This window comes from Parundibacterium terreum (genome assembly GCF_014636315.1).
Classification (GTDB): domain Bacteria; phylum Pseudomonadota; class Gammaproteobacteria; order Burkholderiales; family Burkholderiaceae_D; genus Undibacterium; species Undibacterium terreum.
The window spans coordinates 1,610,511-1,633,744 of record NZ_BMED01000001.1 but is presented as its reverse complement, the minus strand read 5'-3'; the positions used below and the strand labels follow the sequence as shown (position 1 = coordinate 1,633,744).

At 56.3% G+C, this 23,234-nt stretch carries 22 protein-coding genes; 14 read left to right on the top strand and 8 right to left on the bottom strand.

The window, feature by feature from the left end; all coding sequences use genetic code 11:
* Positions 1–17: 17 nt before the first annotated feature.
* A complete protein-coding gene (locus IEW12_RS07615; RefSeq protein ID WP_188565317.1) occupies positions 18–971 on the bottom strand; it encodes a GlxA family transcriptional regulator in 954 nt (317 codons plus the stop codon).
* Positions 972–1,172: 201 nt separating this feature from the next.
* On the opposite strand from IEW12_RS07615, the gene IEW12_RS07610 reads away from it, so the two are divergent.
* Positions 1,173–1,973: an SDR family NAD(P)-dependent oxidoreductase gene (locus tag IEW12_RS07610; RefSeq protein ID WP_188565316.1), complete on the top strand. Its 801-nt coding sequence runs from the start codon at positions 1,173–1,175 to the stop codon at positions 1,971–1,973.
* Between the two features lie 45 nt (positions 1,974–2,018).
* Here IEW12_RS07610 and IEW12_RS07605 read toward each other — a convergent pair whose 3' ends face one another.
* Positions 2,019–2,945: a lipase secretion chaperone gene (locus IEW12_RS07605; protein ID WP_268237232.1), complete on the bottom strand. Its 927-nt coding sequence runs from the start codon at positions 2,943–2,945 to the stop codon at positions 2,019–2,021.
* Between the two features lie 26 nt (positions 2,946–2,971).
* Positions 2,972–3,904 (bottom strand): lipase family alpha/beta hydrolase, encoded by a 933-nt coding sequence (locus tag IEW12_RS07600; protein WP_188565314.1) that lies wholly within the window; start codon positions 3,902–3,904, stop codon positions 2,972–2,974.
* A gap of 407 nt (positions 3,905–4,311) precedes the next feature.
* Between IEW12_RS07600 and IEW12_RS07595 the strand changes: the two genes are divergently transcribed.
* Positions 4,312–5,325, top strand: coding sequence for a DUF2804 domain-containing protein (locus tag IEW12_RS07595; RefSeq protein ID WP_229750977.1), 1,014 nt, complete (start codon positions 4,312–4,314; stop codon positions 5,323–5,325).
* 33 nt (positions 5,326–5,358) lie between these two features.
* On the opposite strand, the gene IEW12_RS07590 is transcribed toward IEW12_RS07595, so the two are convergent.
* A complete protein-coding gene (locus IEW12_RS07590; RefSeq protein ID WP_188565313.1) occupies positions 5,359–6,495 on the bottom strand; it encodes a nickel/cobalt efflux transporter in 1,137 nt (378 codons plus the stop codon).
* A 101-nt stretch (positions 6,496–6,596) separates the two neighbouring features.
* On the opposite strand from IEW12_RS07590, the gene IEW12_RS07585 reads away from it, so the two are divergent.
* Complete coding sequence (locus IEW12_RS07585; RefSeq protein ID WP_188565312.1) at positions 6,597–6,872, top strand: metal/formaldehyde-sensitive transcriptional repressor; 276 nt, start codon at positions 6,597–6,599, stop codon at positions 6,870–6,872.
* Between the two features lie 20 nt (positions 6,873–6,892).
* On the opposite strand, the gene IEW12_RS07580 is transcribed toward IEW12_RS07585, so the two are convergent.
* Positions 6,893–7,279, bottom strand: coding sequence for a cupredoxin domain-containing protein (locus IEW12_RS07580; RefSeq protein WP_188565311.1), 387 nt, complete (start codon positions 7,277–7,279; stop codon positions 6,893–6,895).
* A gap of 13 nt (positions 7,280–7,292) precedes the next feature.
* Positions 7,293–8,195, bottom strand: coding sequence for a metallophosphoesterase (locus IEW12_RS07575; protein WP_188565310.1), 903 nt, complete (start codon positions 8,193–8,195; stop codon positions 7,293–7,295).
* Between the two features lie 195 nt (positions 8,196–8,390).
* On the opposite strand from IEW12_RS07575, the gene IEW12_RS07570 reads away from it, so the two are divergent.
* From IEW12_RS07570 to wrbA, 3 genes are all read left to right on the top strand, one after another.
* Positions 8,391–8,963, top strand: coding sequence for a sigma-70 family RNA polymerase sigma factor (locus tag IEW12_RS07570; RefSeq protein WP_188565309.1), 573 nt, complete (start codon positions 8,391–8,393; stop codon positions 8,961–8,963).
* Positions 8,963–9,760, top strand: a complete 798-nt coding sequence (locus tag IEW12_RS07565) for an anti-sigma factor family protein (RefSeq protein ID WP_188565308.1) — start codon at positions 8,963–8,965, stop codon at positions 9,758–9,760. Before IEW12_RS07570 ends, IEW12_RS07565 begins: the two co-directional genes overlap by 1 nt.
* Before the next feature lie 196 nt (positions 9,761–9,956).
* Positions 9,957–10,556, top strand: a complete 600-nt coding sequence (gene wrbA / locus IEW12_RS07560) for an NAD(P)H:quinone oxidoreductase (RefSeq protein WP_188565307.1) — start codon at positions 9,957–9,959, stop codon at positions 10,554–10,556.
* A gap of 64 nt (positions 10,557–10,620) precedes the next feature.
* On the opposite strand, the gene IEW12_RS07555 is transcribed toward wrbA, so the two are convergent.
* On the bottom strand, positions 10,621–12,177 hold the full coding sequence (locus IEW12_RS07555; protein WP_188565306.1) for a UxaA family hydrolase: 1,557 nt from the start codon (positions 12,175–12,177) through the stop codon (positions 10,621–10,623).
* A gap of 53 nt (positions 12,178–12,230) precedes the next feature.
* Complete coding sequence (manD, locus tag IEW12_RS07550) at positions 12,231–13,442, bottom strand: D-mannonate dehydratase ManD (RefSeq protein ID WP_188565305.1); 1,212 nt, start codon at positions 13,440–13,442, stop codon at positions 12,231–12,233.
* A gap of 253 nt (positions 13,443–13,695) precedes the next feature.
* Between manD and IEW12_RS07545 the strand changes: the two genes are divergently transcribed.
* From IEW12_RS07545 to IEW12_RS07510, 8 genes are all read left to right on the top strand, one after another.
* Complete coding sequence (locus IEW12_RS07545; protein WP_188565304.1) at positions 13,696–14,457, top strand: FadR/GntR family transcriptional regulator; 762 nt, start codon at positions 13,696–13,698, stop codon at positions 14,455–14,457.
* 50 nt (positions 14,458–14,507) lie between these two features.
* Positions 14,508–15,929: a glucuronate isomerase gene (gene uxaC / locus IEW12_RS07540; protein WP_188565303.1), complete on the top strand. Its 1,422-nt coding sequence runs from the start codon at positions 14,508–14,510 to the stop codon at positions 15,927–15,929.
* Positions 15,930–16,185: 256 nt separating this feature from the next.
* Positions 16,186–17,361, top strand: a complete 1,176-nt coding sequence (locus tag IEW12_RS07535) for an extracellular solute-binding protein (RefSeq protein ID WP_188565302.1) — start codon at positions 16,186–16,188, stop codon at positions 17,359–17,361.
* A 119-nt stretch (positions 17,362–17,480) separates the two neighbouring features.
* The gene (locus tag IEW12_RS07530; protein ID WP_188565301.1) at positions 17,481–18,581 is read left to right on the top strand and encodes an ABC transporter ATP-binding protein; all 1,101 of its coding nucleotides are present in this window, start codon (positions 17,481–17,483) and stop codon (positions 18,579–18,581) included.
* Positions 18,578–19,465 (top strand): ABC transporter permease, encoded by an 888-nt coding sequence (locus tag IEW12_RS07525; protein WP_229750976.1) that lies wholly within the window; start codon positions 18,578–18,580, stop codon positions 19,463–19,465. The genes IEW12_RS07530 and IEW12_RS07525 overlap by 4 nt, the downstream gene beginning before the upstream one ends.
* A 122-nt stretch (positions 19,466–19,587) precedes the next feature.
* A complete protein-coding gene (locus IEW12_RS07520) occupies positions 19,588–20,376 on the top strand; it encodes an ABC transporter permease (RefSeq protein ID WP_371874520.1) in 789 nt (262 codons plus the stop codon).
* Positions 20,377–20,426: 50 nt separating this feature from the next.
* Positions 20,427–21,929 (top strand): mannitol dehydrogenase family protein, encoded by a 1,503-nt coding sequence (locus IEW12_RS07515; RefSeq protein ID WP_188565299.1) that lies wholly within the window; start codon positions 20,427–20,429, stop codon positions 21,927–21,929.
* The gene (locus IEW12_RS07510) at positions 21,919–22,875 is read left to right on the top strand and encodes a sugar kinase (protein WP_188565298.1); all 957 of its coding nucleotides are present in this window, start codon (positions 21,919–21,921) and stop codon (positions 22,873–22,875) included. Before IEW12_RS07515 ends, IEW12_RS07510 begins: the two co-directional genes overlap by 11 nt.
* The last annotated feature ends 359 nt before the right edge of the window (positions 22,876–23,234 follow it).

The window sequence follows — 23,234 nt, the reverse complement described above, 5'->3', positions numbered from 1 at the left end:
CCAGTTCTTGTAAAAATTCATGCGGCCAGGCTCTTTGCCGCGCGCTTGATGGATTGCGGCGGTTGGCCAAAGGCGCGCAGGAAGGCTCTGCGCATGCGCTCGGGGTCGCCGAAGCCGGTTTCCGCTGCAACCATATCTATCGTATGGCGGCCATCTTCCAGCATATTGCGCGCGGCTTCCACCCTCAGGTTTTCTATCGCCTTGGCGGGTGATTGCCCGGTTTCTTCAGTAAAGGCACGGCTGAACTGGCGCGGGCTCAGATGGGCAACCGCTGCAAGCTCTTCGACCGTCAGCGCCTGCCGTAAATTTTCCTTGGCATAGACCAGCGAAGACTGGATGCGGTCCGACTTGGGACTTAATTCCAGCAATGCCGAATACTGCGATTGTCCGCCGCTGCGGCGGTGATATACCACCATCTTTTTCGCGACACCCCGCGACATTTCCACACCCAGGTCTTGCTCTACCATCGCCAGGCACAAGTCTATGCAGGATGTCATGCCGGCAGAAGTCCACACCGGACCGTCCACGATAAAAATGCGGTCTTCCTCTATTTTTGTGTTTGGAAAACGCCGCTGCAGGTCGCGAGCGTAGTACCAGTGGGTGGTTGCGCGCCGGCCGTCCAGGATGCCCGCTTCCGCCAGGATGAATGCGCCAGTACAAATACTGGCCGTGCGGCGCGATTCCAGCAGGGCCCGATTCAAAAAGGCATGCAGACCATCCGACTGCGACTCCACGCCCATGCTGCCGGCCACCAGCACCGTATCGAAGCTAGGACCCGGCTCGGCATCTGTGAAGGCGGCTGTCTCTACCCTTACGCCGGCAGAACTCATCACCGGGCCGCCATGCTCGGACAGTACTTCGATTGTGTATGCGGCTTGCTCCAGCGCCAGATTGGCCAGCTCAAATACCGATATCGCGACCATATCCAGAATCTGGAAGCCGGGGAAAACAATAAATCCTATGCGTTTCATATGATGTCCTAAAACGAGGTATATACGTCATTTATGCCAAAATCATAAACCCATACACTGACCCCGTCAATCCGCAAACGCCAGCAGCGTGCAGGTATTTCGGCTTTCGATGCTTTTATTGCAGCTTAGTTTATTGCTGCTTATTTATTAATCATCTGCTCAGCTCCTCTTTCGGACTGGGCTTGCTAAAAGGAATATGAAATGAACATACAGACACACAAAGGAACGGCACTGGTCACCGGCGCGTCTTCAGGTATAGGTGCGGTATATGCAGACAGGCTGGCACGCCGCGGTTACGACCTGATCCTGGTCGCCCGCGATCAGCAGCGCTTGAACACCCTGGCAAGCCGTCTGACGCAGGAAACCGGACGTAAAGTGGAAGTGATTGCAGCCGATCTGGCGCAGAAAGCGGATTTGCTGGCACTGGAAAATCGCCTGCGCAGCGATGCTTCCATCACTTTGCTGCTGAATAATGCAGGTGTAGGCGCTACGTCAAAATTGCTGGATTCCGATCTGGATAAAATGGAAGCGATGATACAACTGAACGTCATCGCCCTGACCCGCCTGGCAGGTGCGGCGGCTGCCGGTTTCGTGCAGCGCGCGAGTGGCATCGTCATCAATATTGCTTCCATTGTTGCGGTGGCGCCTGAACTGCTGAACGGCGTGTATAGTGGTAGCAAGGCTTTTGTCGTGAACCTGACGCAATCCATGCACCACGAACTTGCAGACAAAGGCATACAGGTTCAGGCTGTGCTGCCGGGCGCAACCAGCACCGATTTCTGGGACAAGGCTGGTGTCGCGATACAGCATTTGCCGACAGAAATCGTGATGACTGCGGAAGAGATGGTGGATGCTTCTCTGCTCGGCCTGGACAGGCGCGAGCTGATCACCATTCCTTCGCTGCCGGACGCGGCAGACTGGGATGCGTATGACGCGGCCCGCAAACACCTGGGACCCAACCTGTCACACAAACATCCGGCCAAGCGTTACCAGGCTGCTTAAATACGGGGAGGTATTCCCGGCAGTGTGCGGGAATATCGATTTATTTCACTCGTAAGCCGCCAGCCGCTTTTGCTCGCTGGCGGTGAACTGCCTGTCACGCAACTGCTGTATGGCTAGTGAATTGTCGCCGCCTGAGCCGAGGATTTGCCGGCGAGCTGCCTGGTAGGCAGAAATGCGGTTTTTCCATTCCGCGTCTTCACGGTCCACTTCTGCCAGGCGCGCAGCGGCTTCCGGTGATACCGTGGCTGCGCGCATGCGGTACACATCATCTTCGCTGCCGCCCTGAGCGCGCAGTACATTTGCCTTTTCTTCCAGCTTGACGACGATAAAAGGCGCTTCCTTTTCTTCACGCAGTGCAGGTGGCATCGCCGCGTCTAGCGCGGCCAATTTTGCCTTTTTCTGTGCATCGCTCAAGTTATTGTCCTGGCTGATCTCCAGTCTGGCGACTGCGTCCTTATCATAAGCGTCGTCAAAACCGAACATTGCCTGGCTCTCCGCGGAGCTGAAAAAATGTCCGCGGGCGATCTGCATGGCGGCGTAACGGCCCCGAATGCTGGCGGCGCTGTTGCCAGCGAGCTGGCTGTTCTTTTCCACGTCGGCCAGTTCTCGCTTGTACGCCAGGTAGCGGCCCAGCAGATCCTTGGCGGACGCTGCCGCACCGGGTTGGAGTTTGCGATCCAACTCCTTTTCTATCTCTGCCCGGATTGCTTCCAGCGATTTTTCTCCCAGCGCGGAGAGGTAGTAGTCAAACATGCGCCTCAGTTCTGCGCTGGCGATCAAATCCCCATTCGCATTGGCCTCCAGCTTGCCATCCGTCGCTGTGCCTTGCAGCGAACGCACGAAAGGAAACAGGTTTTTTTCTGTGTCCTTTACGGGTACCGGGGTCTCTGCCTTTTGCATGCCGGCGGTTATAAAAAAAAAGGCGGCGGACAGCGCCGCCACCGCAAGGAGTAAGACAGATTTTTTGATCATCATTGTGAAAGATTATTTACCTGAACTCATAGGCCCATGTTCTTCAGACGGTTAGCCTGCTGCCTGTATAGCGTCACCGGGCTGGTCTCAAAAATGTTCACCAGCCCTATGGTCTGGTTCACTTCGTCCAGGTGGTTCATTGCATAGTCATCGCGTATCACCTTGCCCAGATGGCTGGAGCAACTGGCAACCAGGCCGTCGTTCTTTGCTGGTCCAAAGGCCAGCGAAGTCAGCGCCAGCGAAGGGTCGATCACATCCAGCACATTGGTATAAGGCTGCGCGCCGCTCCAGGAGAAATAGGACACGCCGTTGACCTGGTACGCGCCTTCACCGCAGGCCGATACCGGTATGCCTTCCGGATGCGATGCATTGAATTGCAGCGATCCAGCGGTGCTCAGCGATTTTGCTGCCAGCAAGGAGCTTTGCGGCAAGGTGGGGCTGCCGGACAGGAAACTGATAATCTTGGCTAGGCCATTGGTAATGGATACCAGCACTGCATTGGATAGCGAGCCGTCAGGCGCAACGCCGAGCAGGATATCTGCGACCTTGGAACCCTTGTTGACGCCGCCCACAGAGGTGACCGATGCCACCAGGTCCGGCCTGACGGAGGCAACATAGCGTATCGTCGGCCCGCCGTGGCTGTGGCCGATCAGATTCACTTTTGCTGCGCCGGTGACGGCCAGAATCTGCTTGACCTGGATCAGCAACTGTTCACCGCGCACTTCCGTGCTGTTGGCTGCCGATACCTGCGTGACATACACCTTGGCGCCATCTGCGCGCAGCGCGGAAGGGATGCCATACCAGTATTCAACCGGGCCTATATTGTCAAAACCGAATAGCCCGTGTACCAGCACAATGGGGTATTTGGTTTGCGTATAGCCTGCCGCCCAGGATGGCGCGGGGATGATGCTGATCGCCAGCAGCAGGGCTGCCAGTTTTTTCCAAAGGTTCTTTTTCATTTTGTCTCCTGTTGGTTGCTTCAGCTTTTATTGGGGATTGGCGTGCTGATAGCGGGATGATGTTCATGCAGTGGAAAACGCTTGGGCTTATCTCCTTTTTGAGAAAGACAGGGTGGCGGATTTGCATCCGGTCGCCATGCAGGCTAGGATCTGCTTGATAGCTAAGCAAGCCGCAATGCAGCATAAACAACGGGAATCCGGCAGGCATTACACATCTGGAGTCGGTGGGAATCTTCTGTCGAAGTCGCGAGTTTCACTGTGCAGGCCATGTCTAAAACCGGGCCGTGCATGTCAACTAGAGTGATTGCACTAAAGATAAGCCTTGCCACAAAAAACGGGATATGAGATTCAGAGAGACAGGTGCTGCAGAAAAACGGCAGCCGATAAAAAACATAAAAACGGGGACTATGATTTCTTCCAATCAACTCATGACCGCTCCGGCGAGTCTGCTGGATGCACGCGGCCAGCCTCAGTTTGGCAAGTTTTCAGGACAGATCGCGCAATGTGACTGGACTGGCCTGAGCGCTCCATATCAGCGTAGCGGCCCGTGGCGCTATTTTCATCACAAGCGCTGGCAATATGTGGCGCTAGCGACTGAGGAACTATTTTGCGGCATTGCCATTGTGGACCTGGGCTGGATCAATACCGCATTCGCCTATGCGTTTGACCGCAAGCAGGGCAAGGAGGTAGGCAGCTTTTCCCAGGATGGGCTTCCGGGTTTGACGGCCAATGTCGGCGACAGGCCGGCGGCGGGCGCAGCTAGCAGCTTTCGCTTCTTGGCCAACAGCATTGACTACAGGCATATGGCGGGTACCGATGTCTATCGCCTGCAACTGCGTTGCGGTGCGTTTGAGATCGATGCCGAGTTGGATGCAGGAAGCGCTGCGCCTTTCCTGCTGGCGCTAGGGCCTATCGCCGGAGGTGCTGCGCATGCGACACAAAAATCTTCCGGCATGCCTATGCGGGGTGTCGTCAAGGCGTCCGGGAAATCTTATATGCTGGACAGCGGTGTCGCCAGCTTTGATTACTCGAACGGTTTCCTGGCTCGGGAAACATCCTGGCGCTGGGCTTCTGCACATGCGCTGGACATGGGCTTCAATTTGCAGGCCGGCTATTTTGGCACGCAGGAGAATGTTTTATGGCTGGACGGGAATCTGATCTCGCTGGGCCAGGCCAGCTTTCAGTTTGATGCCTCCAATCCCATGTCGCCGTGGCATATCAGGACTGATGATGGCCTCCTGGATCTGCATTTCCAGCCGGAGGGATTTCGCCGCGAGAACAAGGATTTGCTGATTGCCGCCAGCCGTTATTTACAGCCGGTGGGCAGCTTTAACGGCTGGGTCAAGGCCAGCCATGATGCCGAACCGAGGCTGGTGCGCGATCTGGTGGGTGTGACCGAGGATCATTTCTCGCGCTGGTAGCAGGCCGAATTGGCCATTCTGCGGTAGTAGATGTCAGGCTGGGATGTGTGCATAGCCTTGCACGCACATGACCAGTCCCACTACGACCATCAGCACGCTGGACAGATAGGGGAGCTTGCGGGCGATAGTACTCAGATTCCCCAGTTTTTTGCCTATCTGCTGTGCTCCCCAGGCGGCGATGACGCCGACGCTGACTAGCGAAAGTGCAAGGCCCAGGCTGAATGAGGCCACCATCGCAATCCCCAGCGTGAACTTCTTGAGCTGCAGGCAGATCATTAATATCGTCACCGAGGCCGGGCAGGGCATCAGGCCGCCGGTAAGGCCGAACAAGGCAATCTGCCCCGTCGTTACTTGCTGCCCGTTGAAGCGTTGCTTGATTTCTTCCGCATGGGCGCGTTCATGTGCGTCCTGGTAGCCGGCGCTACCGCCATGTTCATGCGCATGGCTGTGGCCATGATCGTGTCCGTGGTGAGCATGGCCGTGGTCGTGTTCGCTAAATTCGATATCAAAATGGTGTGCATGCGTTCCATGGCTTACGCTCAACAAGACTTTGAATTCATGCGGTTCGGGGATGCTTTCACTGGATTGTAGATAGTCCTTGTGCGGGACCATTGTGAAGGAATTTTCACTACCGTCCGGGCGCTGAGTTTTCAGCGTAATTTCCTGTTCCTGACTGAATGGAATAGGACGTTCATGCTCATCGTAGGCATACAGCCGGAATACCGGCGGCACACCGTCTTCGAATATGAGTAATTCCAGCATGCCGTGGCCGGTGCTGATGACCTGGCCGCCATGCAGTGCATGCTGGTGTGCCTTGGCCGCCAGCTCATCCTGCCGGGTTCGCCACAGCATCCACAATGCTACTGCGATCACGATGCTGCCCGACAGCAGCATGATGTAGGGCTCGGCCTGCTCCGCAATCAACTGGTTGCCGAACTTTAGTGCGAACGCGGCCAGCGCCCACACGATCAGCGAGTGCGACAGGGCTGCACATAGTCCCAGGATGACCGCCTGCGCTATCGTGCCGCGCACTGCGATGATGAACGACGCCATCATTGTCTTGGAATGGCCCGGTTCCAGCCCGTGCAGCGCTCCCAGCAGGATGGCGGTAGGGATGAAAAGCCAGAGATTGGTCGAGCCCTGGAGTATCAGGTCTGAGATAGGAGGCATAAAATTTTTACAATATTGGTGAGGCAGTGGAAGCTGTTGCAGCTATCCCCGGAAAACAATTATACTGTACCCCACTATACTATAAGGCGGGAAAAATACTCATGGCGCATACCGTGAAGTCGAAAAAGCAACTATTGACCCGGGTCCGGCGTATCAAAGGCCAGGCAGAAGCGCTGGAGCGTGCGCTGGAAGCGGAAACCGACTGCTCCGCCATCCTGCAGCAGATTGCCGGAATACGCGGTGCAGTCAATGGCCTGATGGCGGAAGTGCTGGAAGATCATTTGAGGGAACACCTGGGGCCGGATGCGGTGGACCCCAGGCAGCGTGCGGAAGATATGGAGCAGGTGGTCAGTGTACTGAAGTCTTATCTGAAATAAGTTTTAGCAGCCAACGTCAATCAGCCCTCGACGATGAGTTTTCCAGACATATCTTCATGCCCAGAGCCGCAAAAGACGTCGCACAGGAATACATATTCACCGGCCTTGTCCGGGGTAATGAGCAGCGTCTGGGTTTTCCCCGGGACCAAATCAGCGCGCATCTTCAGGTCCGGCAAGCTAAATCCCATCAACACATCTTGGGTGCTGAGTTCAAGGATCACTTCTTCCCCGCGTTTTAGCCTGACTTCGGCTGGAATGAACTGAAATTTCTTTGCACTGATGCGTATCGTCTTGGGCGCAGGCTTGGCGCTGGCGATCTTCATCAGGCCGCCCAGCGCCAGCGATCCGGCAACGGCTGTCAGCAGCAGTTGCCTGCGGGTGCTATCGGTTTTCTTTGATGTATGCATTTCACTTTTCCTCTTATGCTTTTATTACTGGCAGTTCTGTGATTTCCAGTGCCGGCTTTGCCGCTTCGGCTTCAATATCGCGAAAACCCAGCCCTTGGTAAGGATGGGCCGGGTCCCAGGCCAGCGGCACGCGCTTGGGTACGGAGCCTGGCGCGGGTAGCGGGAAAATCAGGGATTTGGCTGCATGATGCGGAATGTGCGCAGTCATATGATGGTGCTCTTGATGTATATGCCCGTAGAACACGGTCACATTCTGGAAGGGCATCAATAGTTCGACCGCCTTGGCGCCATCCCGTGTAGCCCAGTCCCACTGCGGTGCCAGGTCAAACAAGGGGCGGTGCGTGAACACGACCAGCCTCTGTTTCTTGTCCAGCGTGGCCAGTTCATCCTTCAGCCATTGCAATTGCGCTTCTCCTATCGAGGCCGTGGGGTCGGAGACATTATCAACCACGATAAAGTTCACGCCTTTGTGGGCAAAGCGGTAATGGGTCTTGCCGAAAAATTCCTGGAAGGCCGCGCCATTGTCCAGCGATGCATCATGCTCGCCCGGCATGAAATACAATTTCTTGACCTTCAGTTGCGAGGTCATTTCGCGGAATTCCTGCATGCGCTTCCTGCGCTCCACCGGGTCATCGGTAGTATGGGTCAGGTCGCCGGTAAATACGATGAAGTCGGGTTGTTCGGCCAGACTGTTGACGGCTGCCACGGCTTTGGGCAGCGTGCCCTTGGCATCTGGATTGGGCGCGCCCTCAAATCCCCAATGGGTATCGGATAGTTGTACAAAATAAAAATCATCCTGGTAAGCGGCCAACGCATTGCGTCCGCCAGCCAGGCCGGAGGCAAATACCACGCCCCCTATGCCGGCCATTTTCAGAAAATCCCGTCTCGCAATATGCTTGGCTGATTTTTGTTGCATGATATGCTCCTGTTTTATGTGACTTATCGATGACCTGCCTATGATCCGCCGGCGGCTCATTGCGGCGGGAGAGTGGTCTGCCCACATCTCGTATAACTCCGCAGCGCCTGGGATATTCCCGAAATAAAAATTTATTTATTTCGGGAATAAAATCCGGAGAGATGGAGTCTTCACCATCAGGACAACAGGGGATTGATGGATACGCGTTTGGACGAAGAACAATTGGTTCGCCAATTTGAGGCACTGGTGCTACCGCATCTGGATGCCGCCTACAGCCTGGCGAGATGGCTGACGCTCAATACCCAGGATGCCGAAGATCTGGCGCAGATGGCCTATGTGCGTGCCTACCGTTTTTTTCCCGGTTTCCAGGGCGGGGATGCGCGCTCCTGGCTGTTGACCATCGTGCGGCACACCTACTTCACCTCCCTGCGCGACCACAAGCACGAGCAGCATGACATTGCCTATGATGAGGCCGAGCACGCTGATGCGGGGGAGGATGCCTACCTTTCGGCCTCTTCTTACGACGATAGCGTCAATCCGGAAATCATCGCCGCCAGGCAGGATGCCAAAAATATCGTGAACAGGGCGCTGGAGCAGTTGCCGCAGCGTTTTCGTGAGATCGTCGTCCTGAAAGAGATCGAAGACCTGTCTTATAAGGAAATTGCCGAGATAGTCGGAATACCCTTGGGTACGGTGATGTCGCGCCTGGCGCGTGGCCGCAAGTTGCTGCTGGAAACCCTGAAATCGGCCGGCGAAGGAGGAGTGTGATGAATTGCCAGGAAAGCCACAGGCTGATACAGGCCTATGCGGATCAACAGCTTGCGCCGCCGGAGGCGCAAATGATGGCCGCGCATCTGGCCGAATGTGCCGCATGCAGGGCCGAATTGCTGCAACTGAATAGCCTGCATGGCTTGCTCAAAACGAATGCCACGCAGCATGTGGCGCCTGCACACTTGCGTCAGCGCATACAGTCTACACTGCGAGAGCAGATTACGCCTCGGCCTGTACGGTCGATCGGATGGTGGCAAAGACTTGCACGTTTACCGTGGGCCTGGATCAACTTGGGAATGGCAAGCGCCTGCGCTGTTGCTCTTGCCGTTGCACTGATATTGCCTTCTGTTAATTCCGGCGAGGATGCACTTGCTCAGGAACTGACCGATAGCCATTTTCGCTCTTTGCTGGTGGACCATCTGGCAGACGTTGCTTCGTCGGACCAGCATACCGTTAAACCCTGGTTCACCGGAAAGCTGGACTTTTCGCCACCCGTGTATGACTTTGCGCAGCAGGACTACCCTTTGATCGGAGGCAGGCTGGATTATGTAGGGCAACGTACGGTAGCGGCTCTTGCCTACCGGCATAAGCGGCATGTGCTGAATCTGTTTATCTGGCCGGCCAAAGATGCCGGGCGCACCGACGTTCAACATCTGTCCAGGCAGGGCTATCAGTTGCGGCACTGGACACAGGCAGGCATGCAATACTGGCTCATTTCAGATATGAATGTGGCGGAACTGAAGGGTTTTGAATCCTTGCTGAGAGAACAGTTGCAGAAGGATGCCGCTTCCTGATCATGTCCGCTCGATGATAGCTTTCCCAACTATAACAATATTGCTGAATATAGGGCCAGGCGAGAGTATTCCTTTACGAATGCGGGTTTAGATTCTAGTATGGTTTGGTGCGTATCTGCTTGCATCTAATTGCAGAATGGGAAGTAAACCTCACTTCCGCGCGCACCCACATTCCCGCTCATTTCAGGAGATTCATATGGCCAAAGTTCTGGTTTTGTATTATTCCGCTTATGGACACATAGAGGCGATGGCAAATGCCGTTGCCGAGGGTGCGCGCTCGGCGGGCGCTACCGTTGATATAAAGCGCGTGCCGGAACTGGTGCCGCCGGATGTGGCCAAGGCATCGCACTACAAAATGGATCAACCGGCGCCGGTCGCCACTATTGCAGACTTGGAAAACTACGATGCAATCATCGTCGGCACCGGCACCCGCTTCGGCCGCATGTCATCGCAGATGGCAAATTTCCTGGACCAGGGCGGCGGCTTGTGGATGAAGGGAGCCTTGCACGGCAAGGTGGGCGGCGCTTTTACTTCCACAGCGACCCAGCACGGCGGGCAGGAACAGACGCTGTTTTCCATCATTACCAATCTGATGCATTTCGGCATGACTATCGTCGGCTTGAATTATGGGTTTGCGGGCCAGATGAGCCTGTCCGAAATCACCGGTGGCTCGCCGTATGGCGCTACCACGATTACCGGCGGCGACGGTTCGCGCATGCCTTCGCAAAATGAACTGGATGGCGCGCGCTACCAGGGCAAGCAGATTGCCGAAACCGCGAAGAAGCTGAAGGGCTGAGTATGCAAATAAAAAGGGGCCTGTGTGAACAGAGCCCCTTTTTTTATTTGATGTGGATGAGCGCTTACATGACGGCGCCGATCTGCCATGGAACGAATTCATTTTGCCCGTAGCCGTGCAATTCACTCTTGGTTTTTTTGCCTGAAGCGACATCCAGTATCAGTTCGAAAATTTGTTGTCCTACTTCCTCCACCGTGACCAGTCCATCTGCGATATCGCCGCAATTGATGTCGATATCTTCTTCCTGCCTTTTCCATAGCGCGGTATTGCTGGCCAGTTTCAGCGAGGGCGAGGGCGCGCAGCCGTAAGCGGAGCCGCGTCCCGTGGTAAAGCAGATCAGGTTGGCGCCGCCGGCTACCTGGCCGGTCGCCGACACAGGGTCATAGCCTGGTGTATCCATGAACATGAGGCCTTTTGTCTTGACGGCTTCCGCATATTCCAGCACATCCACCAGGTTGGTGCTGCCTGCCTTGGCCACCGCGCCCAAGGATTTCTCCAGTATCGTCGTCAGGCCGCCCGCCTTGTTGCCGGATGAGGGATTGTTGTTCATCTCCGCACCCATGCGTGCGCAATAGTCTTCCCACCAATGCACGCGCGCCATCAGCTTTTCTGCGATTTGCGGAGTGGCACGCCTGGTCAGCAAATGTTCTGCGCCATAGATTTCCGGGGTTTCGGAAAGGATCGCGCTGCCGCCATGCCTGACCAGCAAATCCATCGCCGCACCCAGCGCCGGATTGGCAGTAATGCCGGAATAGCTATCGGAACCGCCGCACTGCAGGCCGACGGTAATATGGCGAACAGGCAAAGGCTGGCGCTGTACCTGGTTCGCCGCGGGCAGCATGTCCTTGATCATTGCAATGCCGCGTTCCACAGTTTTGCGCGTGCCACCACTGTCTTGTATCGTAAAGCTGCGCAGGCGCGAATTTTCCTGCAGGCCGTTTTGAGTAAACATTTCAGCGATCTGGTTGGTCTCGCATCCCAGGCCGACGAACAGCACTGCGGCAAAGTTGGGGTGGCGCGCATAGCCGGACAGCGTGCGGCGTAGTATGGCCAAGGCCTCGCCGTCGGGATCCACGCCGCAGCCTATGCCATGCGTCAGAGCGATAACGCCGTCCACATTGGGGAAGCCAGCCAGCGCCTGCGGATTGGTGTCGCGCCGGAAGTGGTCTGCAATCGCGCGCGCTGCCGTGGCAGAGCAATTGACCGATGTCAGCACGCCCAGGTAATTGCGGGTGGCGACCTGGCCATCCGCGCGCACGATGCCCTGCCAGGTCGGCGAGTCGGCTTCGGCGACATAGTCGGTTGCCCGGGCATCCACGCCTACGCTATGTTCCCGTTCAAACTCAGCCACCTGCAAATTATGCGTATGCACATGCTGGCCGGCGAGTATCGCTTGCGAGGCAAAGCCTATGATCTGCCCATAACGGATCACCGCCTGTCCTGCGGCGATATCGGCAGTGGCAAGCTTGTGCCCCGCAGGGATGAGGCCTGCTATCTGAACTTGCTCGGTTTCCAGCAAGGTTCCGCCTATCAGTTGCCGGCGCGCGATGACGACATTGTCCGATACATGAAGGCGTATGCTCAATGCATTTTTATTGACGCTAGTGCTGGGATTGGCCACGTCTCTACTCCTGAGGTACTGGCTGTAGTTGCTGCATATTTCCGTTCACCGTGTTACCAGTTGGTCAGGGTGCCATCGTGGGCCAGGCGGTTGACCGGCAGGTAGGCGCGGCTATACGGATATTTTGCTGCCAGTTTTTCGTCGATATCCACGCCGTGGCCGGGCTTTTCTCCTGCGTACAGGAAGCCTTTGTCGAAGTGGTAATCATGCGGGAAGACGGCATCGGTTTCTTCAGTATGGCGCATATATTCCTGTATGCCGAAATTCGGTACCCAGGTATCAAAATGCAGTGCGGCACCCATGCAGACCGGGGACAGATCCGTGGCTCCGTGGCAACCTGTACGCACTTGGTACATGGCGGCCAGGTCGGCGATGCGGCGCAAATGGGTGATGCCGCCCGCATGCACAACAGTAGCGCGGATATAGTCTATCAGTTGATTCTGTATCAGATCCTTGCAATCCCAGATGGTGTTGAACACCTCGCCGACCGCCAGCGGCGTGACGGTGTGCTGGCGTATCAGCCTGAAGGCTTCCTGGTTTTCTGCCGGGGTTGCATCTTCCAGCCAGAACAGGCGATAGGGTTCCAGTGCTTTGCCCAGGCGGCCTGCTTCTATCGGCGTCATCCTGTGGTGGGCATCGTGCAGCAGGTGATGTTCCCATCCCAGCTTGTCGCGCAGCTTTTCAAATAGCTTGGGCGTGTGATCCAGGTATTTTTCGGTAGACCAGTCGTGTTCAGAAGGCAGGCTGGCGTCGGCCGGTTCGTAAAACAACTGATCTTTTGAAACGCCGTACACCTTCTTCAGGCCGGGTATGCCGGCCTGCGCGCGTATTGCCATATATCCCATCTCGGCATAGCGCAGCGCCTCATCCACTGTATGTTCTATGTCGCTGCCGTTGGCATGTCCGTACACCATGACGCCGTGCCGGCTCCTGCCGCCCAGTAATTGGTATAGCGGCATATTGGCTGCCTTGGCCTTGATATCCCACAAGGCGGTATCGACGGCGGCAATTGCGCTCATCGTCACCGGGCCGCGCCGCCAGTAGGCGCCGCGGTACAGGTATTGCCAGATATCTTCTATCTGGTGGGCGTCGCGTCCTATCAGGCAGGGAATGACGTGGTCGGTCAGGTAAGAGGCCACGGACAGTTCGCGTCCGTTTAGCGTTGCGTCGCCGATGCCTGTCAGGCCTTCATCGGTGTAGATCTTGAGGGTAACGAAATTGCGTCCTGGTGAACAAACGATGACTTTGGCATTTGTGATTTTCACGAATTCCTCACATGTGTTGTGGCAAATCTTGTCTCAAAAAAGCGCTCAGCCCAGACTTCTTGTCTCTATGTGGTCAGGTCAAAAAGCAATATTGGTACGACCAGTATGCCATTTTAAAATTAAATTGGCTAGACCTTATTGCATTTTTGGTCTGACCACTTTAGAATGGTCTGACCGGTTTGCGATGCGCAGCCTTAGTTTTGTGGCAAAAAGACGCTAAACTTGCGGCTCCGAAACACTAGTGAATAAGAACATGTCAAAAAATCCGTCGATAGCAACAGAAGCTAATGTCAGTGAAACCCGCCTGTATCGGGTGGTGGCAGACCGCATCCAGGCGCTGATCAAGGATCAGAAGATAGAAGCCGGCTCAAGGCTGCCCTCCGAGCGTGATCTGGCTGCCAATCTTAATGTCAGCCGTGCATCGGTGCGCGAGGCGCTGATTGCGCTGGAGTTGACCGGCATTATTGAAGTGCGTGGCGGCTCGGGCATCTATGTGAGCGAGAAGGGCGAAGCAGCGTCCGGCATGAATGAAGTCGGTTCCGGACCGTTTGAGGTGTTGTCGGCACGCCGCTTGATAGAGAGCGAAGTGGCGGCAATGGCTGCCAGGATGGCAACCGATTCAGCCATCGATGCAATCCTGAAGGCAATGCAGGACATGGAAAGGTTTTACGACGACATCGCCGCCAATCACCGCGCCGATCGAGCCTTCCACGTGGCGATTGCCAGGGCGACCGGCAATACCGCGCTGGTTGAAGTGTTGGAAAACCTGTGGAATCAGCGCGGCCGTCTGTGGAGCAAGATGGAAGAGCATTTTCAGACTGAGGAATTGCGTCAGGCAACCCTGACCGATCACCGCCGCATCCTGGAAGCGATCGTCGCCCGCGATCCTGCCGCCGCACGCAAAGCGATGCGCGCGCATCTGGAAAGGGTGACCCGTGAGTTTTCTCGCGGCTGGGGAGTGAAGGATAGTCTGGCCAGATTGCCGGCAGGGTCTGCAGGCAAGAATGAGACGTAAGTACAAGTAGGCACACGTAAGCTAATTAAGAAACCGTTCAGGAGTCGAGAATGTCTTTGCTGCACCCGCAACGCCTGTTTCCTGCTGACCCGACCACGCGTGCCATCACGCAGAGTCTTTATGACGGTATAAAGCATTTGCCTATCGTCAGTCCGCATGGCCATACCGATCCGCGCTGGTTTGCAGACAATGAAGCTTTTCCCAATCCTTCCGCTTTATTGATACAGCCGGATCATTATGTGTTCCGCATGCTGTTCAGCCAGGGTATCAAGCTGGAAGACGTGGGTGTGAAGACCCGCGACGGCACGCCGGTAGAAACAGATCCCCGCCGTATCTGGCATGTGCTGGCGAAGAACTGGATGCTGTTTCGCGGTACGCCTTCCCGCATGTGGCTGGACCACGTATTTGCAGAGGTGTTCGGCATAGATGAAATCCTGAATACGGACAGTGCGGACGCGATCTACGACCATATCGCCGCCAGGCTGCAGACGCCGGAATTCCTGCCGCGTGCACTGTTTGAAAGCTTCAATATAGAAGTCATAGCAACCACGGAATCACCTATAGACAGCATGCAGCACCATAGCAAGCTGGCCAACGACGCATGGCAGACCGCAGGCGGCAACAAGCGCGTGGTGACTGCCTACCGGCCCGATCCTGTGGTAGATCCTGAATTTGACGGTTTCATCGCGAATCTGGAAAAGTTCGGCGAGATGACCGGCGAAGATACTTTTAGCTGGGACGGCTATCTGCAGGCGCACAGGATACGCCGCGCCTTCTTCAAGCAACTAGGAGCGACGTCAACCGATCACGGCCACCCCAGCGCCAGGACGGCGGACCTCAGCGATGCAGAAATCCAGTCCCTGTTTGCTGTCGTCACTTCCGGCAAGGCCAGCGCTGCGGAGGCAGAATTGTTCCGCGCCCAGATGCTGACCGAGATGGCCAGGATGAGCATAGACGATGGGCTGGTCATGCAGATACATCCCGGCTCCTGGCGCAATCACAGCGACAAGATGCTGGCGCGTTTTGGTCGCGACAAGGGTTTTGATATCCCGCGCGGCACTGAATATACGTCGGCGCTCAAGCCTTTGCTGGACAAGTTCGGGCTTGATCCGCGCCTTTCCATCATCCTGTTCACGCTAGATGAAACCTCGTATTCCCGCGAACTGGCGCCGCTGGCCGGTGTCTATCCCTGCCTGAAACTGGGGCCGGCATGGTGGTTCTTCGATGCGCCGGAAGGCATGCGCCGCTTTCGTGAGTTGACGACGGAAACCGCCGGTTTTGCCAATACCGTGGGCTTCAATGATGATACGCGCGCTTTCCTGTCGATACCGGCAAGGCACGATGTCGCCCGCCGTGTCGATTGCAGCTACCTGGCGCGCCTGGTGGCGGAGCACAGGATTACAGAAAACGAAGCGCATGAACTGGCGCACGACCTGACTTATCGCCTGGCGAAGAATGCCTACAAATTATAGGAATAGCGGCGTCTGGCAGCGAGCCCACGGCGCCATGTAACAGTATCAGTGCATCAAATATCAAGCTTCATCAGGCATCAAAACAGGTATCAGAGCAGGTATCAGAACAGCATCAGAGCAGTGTCAGATCGGGTAGCAAGTTCGTCATATGTTGCAGACGGAAAGCCAGGATTTGCGACACGACGTAAAAATGTCCACAAGAGTGTAGATAAGCACCGGGCAGAAAAATCAGATTCTAACAATCGGAGACAAACAGATGAAAGATTCAAGAATTTCAAAACGCATGGCGCTGAAAACCGTCGCGGCAGCAGCGGTGGTGGTAATCGCCGGTTCCAGCCTGCCGGTGCTGGCACAGCAGCCGGTGACCATCAATGTAGTGGACGTGGCTGGTTCGCTGGCCCTGCTGCAGGATGCGATAGAAAGCTACAAGCTAAAGAACCCTAACGTCAAATTCACTTTTACCAAGGCTCCTGCGCCTGAACTGCCGAGCAAATTGCGCGCGATGCAGGCGGCTGACCGCAGCGACATCGATCTGGTCCTGGGTGGCACGGATATCCTTGCCGCCGGCATAGAGCAAAAATTATGGGTCAAGATGCTGCCCGACAATGCCGCAAAATTTCCCGGCGTGCTCGACAACTATCTGCCGGAAGCCCGCAAGATGCAGGAACTTGCACATGACCAGGCACTGGCCGTGGTATTCATGCCTTCCGGCCCGCTGATGGAATACAACCCGGACAAGGTCAAGCAGGTACCTACCAGCCCGCAGGAGCTGCTGGCCTGGTGCAAAGCCAATCCCAACCGCTTCATCTATGCGCGCCCGGCCAATTCCGGCCCCGGCCGTACTTTCCTGATGGGTCTGCCTTATCTGCTGGGCGACAAGAATCCTAAAGACCCGGTCAACGGCTGGACCAAGACCTGGGCCTTCCTGAAAGAGCTGAATACCTGCATCGAATATTATCCAGGCGGCACCGGCGCGGTGATGAAAGAGCTGGGCGAGGGTTCGCGCGATATGACGGTGACGGTCACCGGCTGGGATATCAATCCACGGGCACTCGGCGTTGTACCGAAAAACTTCAAGGTTGGCGCTTTCAAGAACATGACCTGGGTCAACGATACCCAGTACATGATGATGCCTAAAGGCCTTTCTGCAGAAAAATCCAAAGTGGTGCTGGATGTGATGGCTTATCTGTTAAAGCCTGAGCAGCAGGCGCTGACTTATGACAAGGGTTATTTCTACCCCGGTCCCGCCATCAAGAACGTGCCTATCACGATGGCGCCGCAGTCCAGCCAGGATGTGATCAAGGAGTTTGGCCGCCCTGAATATGCAGAGCTGATCGCCAAGAATCCGCATGTCCAGCCACTGGATGCCCAGGAAATGGTGAAAGCCTTCCGCATCTGGGATCAGGAAATCGGTACGCAAAAAGCCAAATAGGCCCAGGACGTCGTTAGCCAGAGAGAACATGCCATTCCACTGAAAGGCATGTTCTCAACCAGCACAAGAAAATTGCAAGTGACTTGTGCCAGCAAAAAAATGTTATTGGATCAAAGACCATGAAACACGATTTTAAAACCCTGCGCCTGGATAAAGTGACACGCCGTTTCGACGGTCCCAATGCGGGGAAGGGCGATGCACCTGTTGCTGCCTTGGGCGGCCTCAGCATGAATATTGCACGCGGCGAATTTGTCGCTCTGCTGGGTCCTTCCGGCTGTGGCAAATCCACCGCGTTGAACTGCCTGGCCGGTTTGCTGGCCTTGTCCGACGGCGGTATCTATCTGGATGATTTCCGCATAGATACGCTGCCGCCGGAACAGCGCGGCTTTGGCATGGTATTCCAGAACTATGCCTTGTTCCCTCATATGACGGTGGCGAAGAACGTCGGTTTTGGCCTGCTGATGCGCGGTGTGGCTGCAGCCGATATCGCAGTGCGGGTGAAACGTGCGCTAGAGCTGGTACAACTGCTGCAGCACGCCGACAAGTTGCCGGGCCAATTGTCAGGCGGCCAGCAGCAGCGTGTGGCGATTGCGCGTGCCATCGTGATAGAACCGCCGCTGATACTGATGGATGAACCCTTGTCCAACCTGGACGCCAAGCTGCGCCTGGAAATGCGCTCGGAAATACGCCGTATCCATGGCGAACTGGGCCGCACGACGATCTACGTGACCCATGACCAGGATGAAGCGTTGTCGCTGGCAGACCGCATCGTGGTCATGAAGGATGGCCTGGTGCAGCAGATAGGCACGCCGCAGGAAGTCTATGGCCAGCCTTCCAATTTGCATGTAGCCCGTTTCATGGGGTATCGCAATGAGCTGGTGCTGGACGTTTCCGCCCAGGATGGCAACGGCGCGCACCTGAGCGGCCCCGGAATTTCACTGGCAGGCATCCCCAAGTCCCTGCTGGGGCAACGCGCTACGGTATCCATCCGCCCGGAAGAATTCACGATTTGCGCACCGGGTGAACAGGCTGGAAACAGCATCACGGCCAGTGTGGAGTCGGTTGAGTATTATGGTTGCGAATCGCTTTTCATGTTACGCACGCAAGACCGTTCCCGCTTATATGTCCGTGGGGCTGGCAATGCAAAACCCGGCGACAACATGACGGTCTCGGTGCCGCAGGAGCGCGTACTGGCCTATCCGGTGGAGCAGGCAGCATGATGAACAGCAAAGCGATGGCAGCCGGCTCGCGCTGGCTTGATCCCGTCATGTGGATGCTGGTGCCGGCGGTATTGTTCATGCTGCTAGTCTTTGTTTATCCCTTCGGCCATGGCCTGCTGCTGTCCTTCAAGCCGCTGGACCCGAGCGAAGGCGGCGCCTTTGCCAACTACATCAAATTTTTCAATACCGATCATCTGTGGATGACGATAGGTACGACGCTGAAGCTGGCGCTGCCTGCGACCATTATCAATGTCGGCATTGCCTTGCCTATCGCCTACCATCTGCGGCGCAAGACCCGCTACCAGAAGATAGCGACGACTATCCTGGTGATACCTATCACGCTAGGCACGGTGCTGATCGCGGAAGGCATGCTGACCTACTTCGGCCCCAAAGGCTGGTTCACCCAGGGTCTGCAAATGCTGCATCTGTTTGAAAGCGGCATACGACTGACCCATAACTATTGGGGCGTGCTGATCTCTCTGGTGATCTCGGGTTTTCCGTTCGCCTTCCTGCTGATCCTGTCCTACATCACGGGTATAGACCCGGTGCTGACACGCGCTGCGGCGACGCTGGGAGCAACACCCTACAAGCAATTCAGGCACATCATCCTGCCCTTGCTGCTGCCAGGCTTGGCCATGGCATTCTGCCTGTCCTTCGTGCAGGCTTTTTCGGTATTTCCTTCCGCCGTATTGCTGGGTTCGCCGGCGGGGCCGACCAGGGTTATTTCCATAGCGGCCTACGAGGCGGCGTTTGAAAATTATGACTATTCCATGGCTTCCACCGTAGCGATGATCATGGGAATGGTGCAATTGGCCGTCGTGGCGCTGGTGCTGGGTGCGCGCGGCATGCTGTACCGCGGCCCTGTCACCGGCGGAAAAGGTTGAGGTCCATCATGCAAACAATTTCTCCGAATATTTCCGCCATGCCTGATTCTATTGCCAGCAAACCTGCGAAACGTCCTGTCAACTGGAGCAGCAAGGTATGGAGTAGTGTCGTCATCGGTTTCATGACCTTTTTCCTGCTGAATGTGGGTTTGATGATTGCGTCGGTGGCCACCAATTCGGTCGCCACTCGCTGGTTTGGCACCTTGCTGCCGGAAGGGACTACCTTTGAGTGGTATGCCGCCGCCTGGAAGGAATTCCAGTTGGGTGACGTGTTGCTGGTGACGATAGAGGTCGTGCTGGCGGTAGTCGTGCTGGCGTTGGTAATCGGCGTGCCTGCAGCCTATGCGCTGGCCAGGCGCGAGTTCAGGGGTAAGCGCCTGCTGACCGGCCTGTTCCTGCTGCCGCTGATGGTCCCTCCCATCACTTACGGCATTCCGCTGGCGACTTTGATGTATCAGTTGCACCTGGCTGGCACTTTGGCTGGCGTGATCATCGCCAATCTGCTGCCGGCTTTGCCTTTCGTGATCCTGGTGATGACGCCTTTCATTGAGCAGATAGATCCCAATCTGGAATCGGCTGCGCGCGTGTTTGGCGCTTCCACCGGCAAGATGTTCCGCCATGTCCTGGTGCCTTTGCTGGCTCCGGGCATCCTGGCTGCCTCGCTGCTGGTGCTGGTGCGGACGATAGCAATGTTTGAACTGACCTTCATGACGGCTGGCTCGGATACGCAGACGCTGGTGGTGGCGCTGTATTACGCGGTATTTGCCGCCGGGGTCAGGGCGCCGCAGTCTATCGATGCAATGGCGATGGTGTACATGATCGTTACCTTGCTGTGGTTGCTGATCGCGATGCGTTTTGTCAGTCCTACGCAACTGGTGTCACGGGTGCGCGAGCATCCGCAACCTGCATAACCACGAACCGGCCCCAAGAATAGACCCCTGAGGAAGAATAAAGCACTAGTATGTCCAAGCAATTCATCAATGACAAAAACCTGCAGCAACTGGCGGTGCACGCGGCCATACCAGGCTATGACCGCAGCCAAGTTGCTCCCGGCATCGTCCACCTGGGACTGGGAGCATTTCATCGCGCACATCAGGCGGCTTATACCGAGGCTGTGCTGGCCAGCGGAGATCTGCGCTGGGGCATCGTCGGCGTTTCCTTGCGACAGGCGGATACCAGGAATGCGCTGGCGCCGCAAGATCAGTTATATACGCTGGCGATCAGGAGCGAGCAAGAGGAACGCCTGCAGCTTATAGGCGCGCTGGTCAAATCCCTGCTTGCACCGGAAGACCCGGCTGCGGTATTGGCGGCGATGGCCGATCCGCGCTGTCACATCGTCAGCCTGACTGTGACTGAAAAAGGTTATTGCCATGACCCGGCCAGCCGGGCATTGCTGCTGGATCATCCTGATATCGTGCATGACCTGGCCAGGCCGGACAGCCCCAGGTCAGCCCTCGGTTTTATCGTGCACGCGCTGGCATTGCGCAAACAGGCGGACATTGCACCTTTCACCGTCCTGTCTTGCGATAACCTGCCTTCCAATGGCGACACGACACGCGGCCTGGTACTGGCTTTTGCAGAAAAAGTGGATATCTCGCTGGCTGTATGGATAGCAGAGAAAGGCGCTTTTCCGAATGCCATGGTGGACAGGATAGTGCCGAAGACCACGGATACGGACCGCGAGCATATCGCCTCTGTGCTCGGCGCGGAGGATGCATGGCCAGTGATGACCGAGGCATTCACTCAATGGGTAATAGAAGATAAATTTGCTGGGCCACGGCCTGCATGGGAGCGTGTTGGCGTGACGATTGTCAGCGATGCGCAGCCCTATGAACATGCAAAGCTGCGCATGTTGAACGGTAGCCATTCATCACTGGCTTACCTCGGTATCCTGATGGGATATGCGACGGTCGACCAGACGATGCAGGATGTCTATTTGCCGCAATTCATTTCCGGCATGATGGCGCAGGAGATTGCCCCTACGCTGTCGCGCCCGGGGCTGGATGCCTACCGCACGGAATTGCTGCAGCGTTTTCGCAATCCGGCACTAAAACATCAGCTTCATCAGATCGCGATGGATGGCTCACAAAAAATGCCGCAGCGCCTGCTGGGTACCATACGGGCAAGGCTGGCTGCCGGTCTGGGGATAGAGCGCCTGTGCTTCGCGGTGGCCGGCTGGTTGCGCTATCTGGCTGGCGCGACGGATGCTGGGGCAGCGTATGAGCTGTCCGATCCACTGGCGGTCACACTAAAGACTGCCGCTACGGCGCCGTCCGATCGTGTGCAGGCACTGCTGAATATTACCGCGGTCTTCGGCAGCGACTTACCTGCAGACAGACGTTTTGTAGAAAGTATAGGCAGGCACTATCGCCGCATCAGTGAACTGGGTACGGCGACGGCCTTACAGCAATTAAGCGCCGAACTGGCCGAACTGGCCGGGATGGAGGCAGAGCATGCAAGATAGAGCCGCACCGGACCAGAAGATCGACATCGTCGCGCTGGGCGAGCCCATGGTGGAATTCAATGAAACCGCCGCTGCACAGTACCGTCAGGGATACGGCGGCGATACCGCCAATTTTGCGGTGGCGGCTGCGCGCCAGGGTGCCCGGGTTGCCTACAGCACCCGCCTGGGCGACGACAAATTCGGTCGCATGTTCATGGCCTTGTGGGAAAAGGAAGGCATCGATACTTCATCCGTGCAGATAGATACTCACGCACATACTGGGGTGTATTTCGTCAGCCACGATGAGCAGGGTCATCATTTCGATTACCTGCGGGCAGGTTCTGCCGCCAGCCGCATGACGCCGGCTTTCCTGGATAAAAAAATGCTGCAGAGTGCGTCCTACTTGCATGTGTCCGGCATCAGCCAGGCCATCAGCGAAAGCGCTTGCGAGACTGTGTTTGCCGCAATAGAAATTGCCCGCGCTGCAGGTGCTGTGGTGAGCTATGACCCCAATCTGCGCCTGCGCCTGTGGGCGCTGGATCAAGCAAAAGCGACGATAGAAAAAACCATTCCGCTGGCGGATGTATTCCTGCCTAGCCTGGATGAGGCGCAAACCTTGTCCGGCGTAGAGGATATTCCATCGGTGCTAGCCTGGTGTGCATCGCACGGTGCCACGAAGGTCGTGCTGAAATGCGGTGCCCAGGGAGCCTGGGTATGGGAAAAGAAAGAGGAGAAGGCTCGCCACGTGCCTGCTTTCAGGGTGGAGCCTGTAGACGCCACCGGTGCAGGTGACTGCTTTGACGGCGCACTGATCGCCAGGCTGGCCGCCGGCGACAGCCTGCTGGATGCAACCCGCTACGCGAACGTGGCGGCGGCAATTTCCACCACAGGATATGGTGCGGTAGCGCCTATTCCCGATCAGGGCAGGGTGCTGGTGCACATTGTGGAAACACTGCTGGTGGAATAAGCGAGAACACGTATTTTTCGTATTTTCTTGTATCTATGAGTTAGGCAAGTTTTATTCACCGATATTCGCATGAGCAGCATGCAGGTTTCCAGCGCAGCTGCCTTCCGGGATCGGCACAGAGTACGCGAGGTGCTCTGAAACGTCGTGTGATGGCTTTGTTCATCCACGCGCTATCGTTGTCCGCTGGAACCCGTTTCATAAAGATCAGTTGCATCTGCGGCTCTTTATGAAATCGGTTGCAGTGTGCCGTGACCATTAAGGTGGTAGGGCAAGGGCAGCGGTTTCGTCTGCTTCGGCAAAGACGTTTCAAGGGACCCGGTGCTTGAAAGGCAGTTGCTTCAAGTCTCCCAAACCCGCTT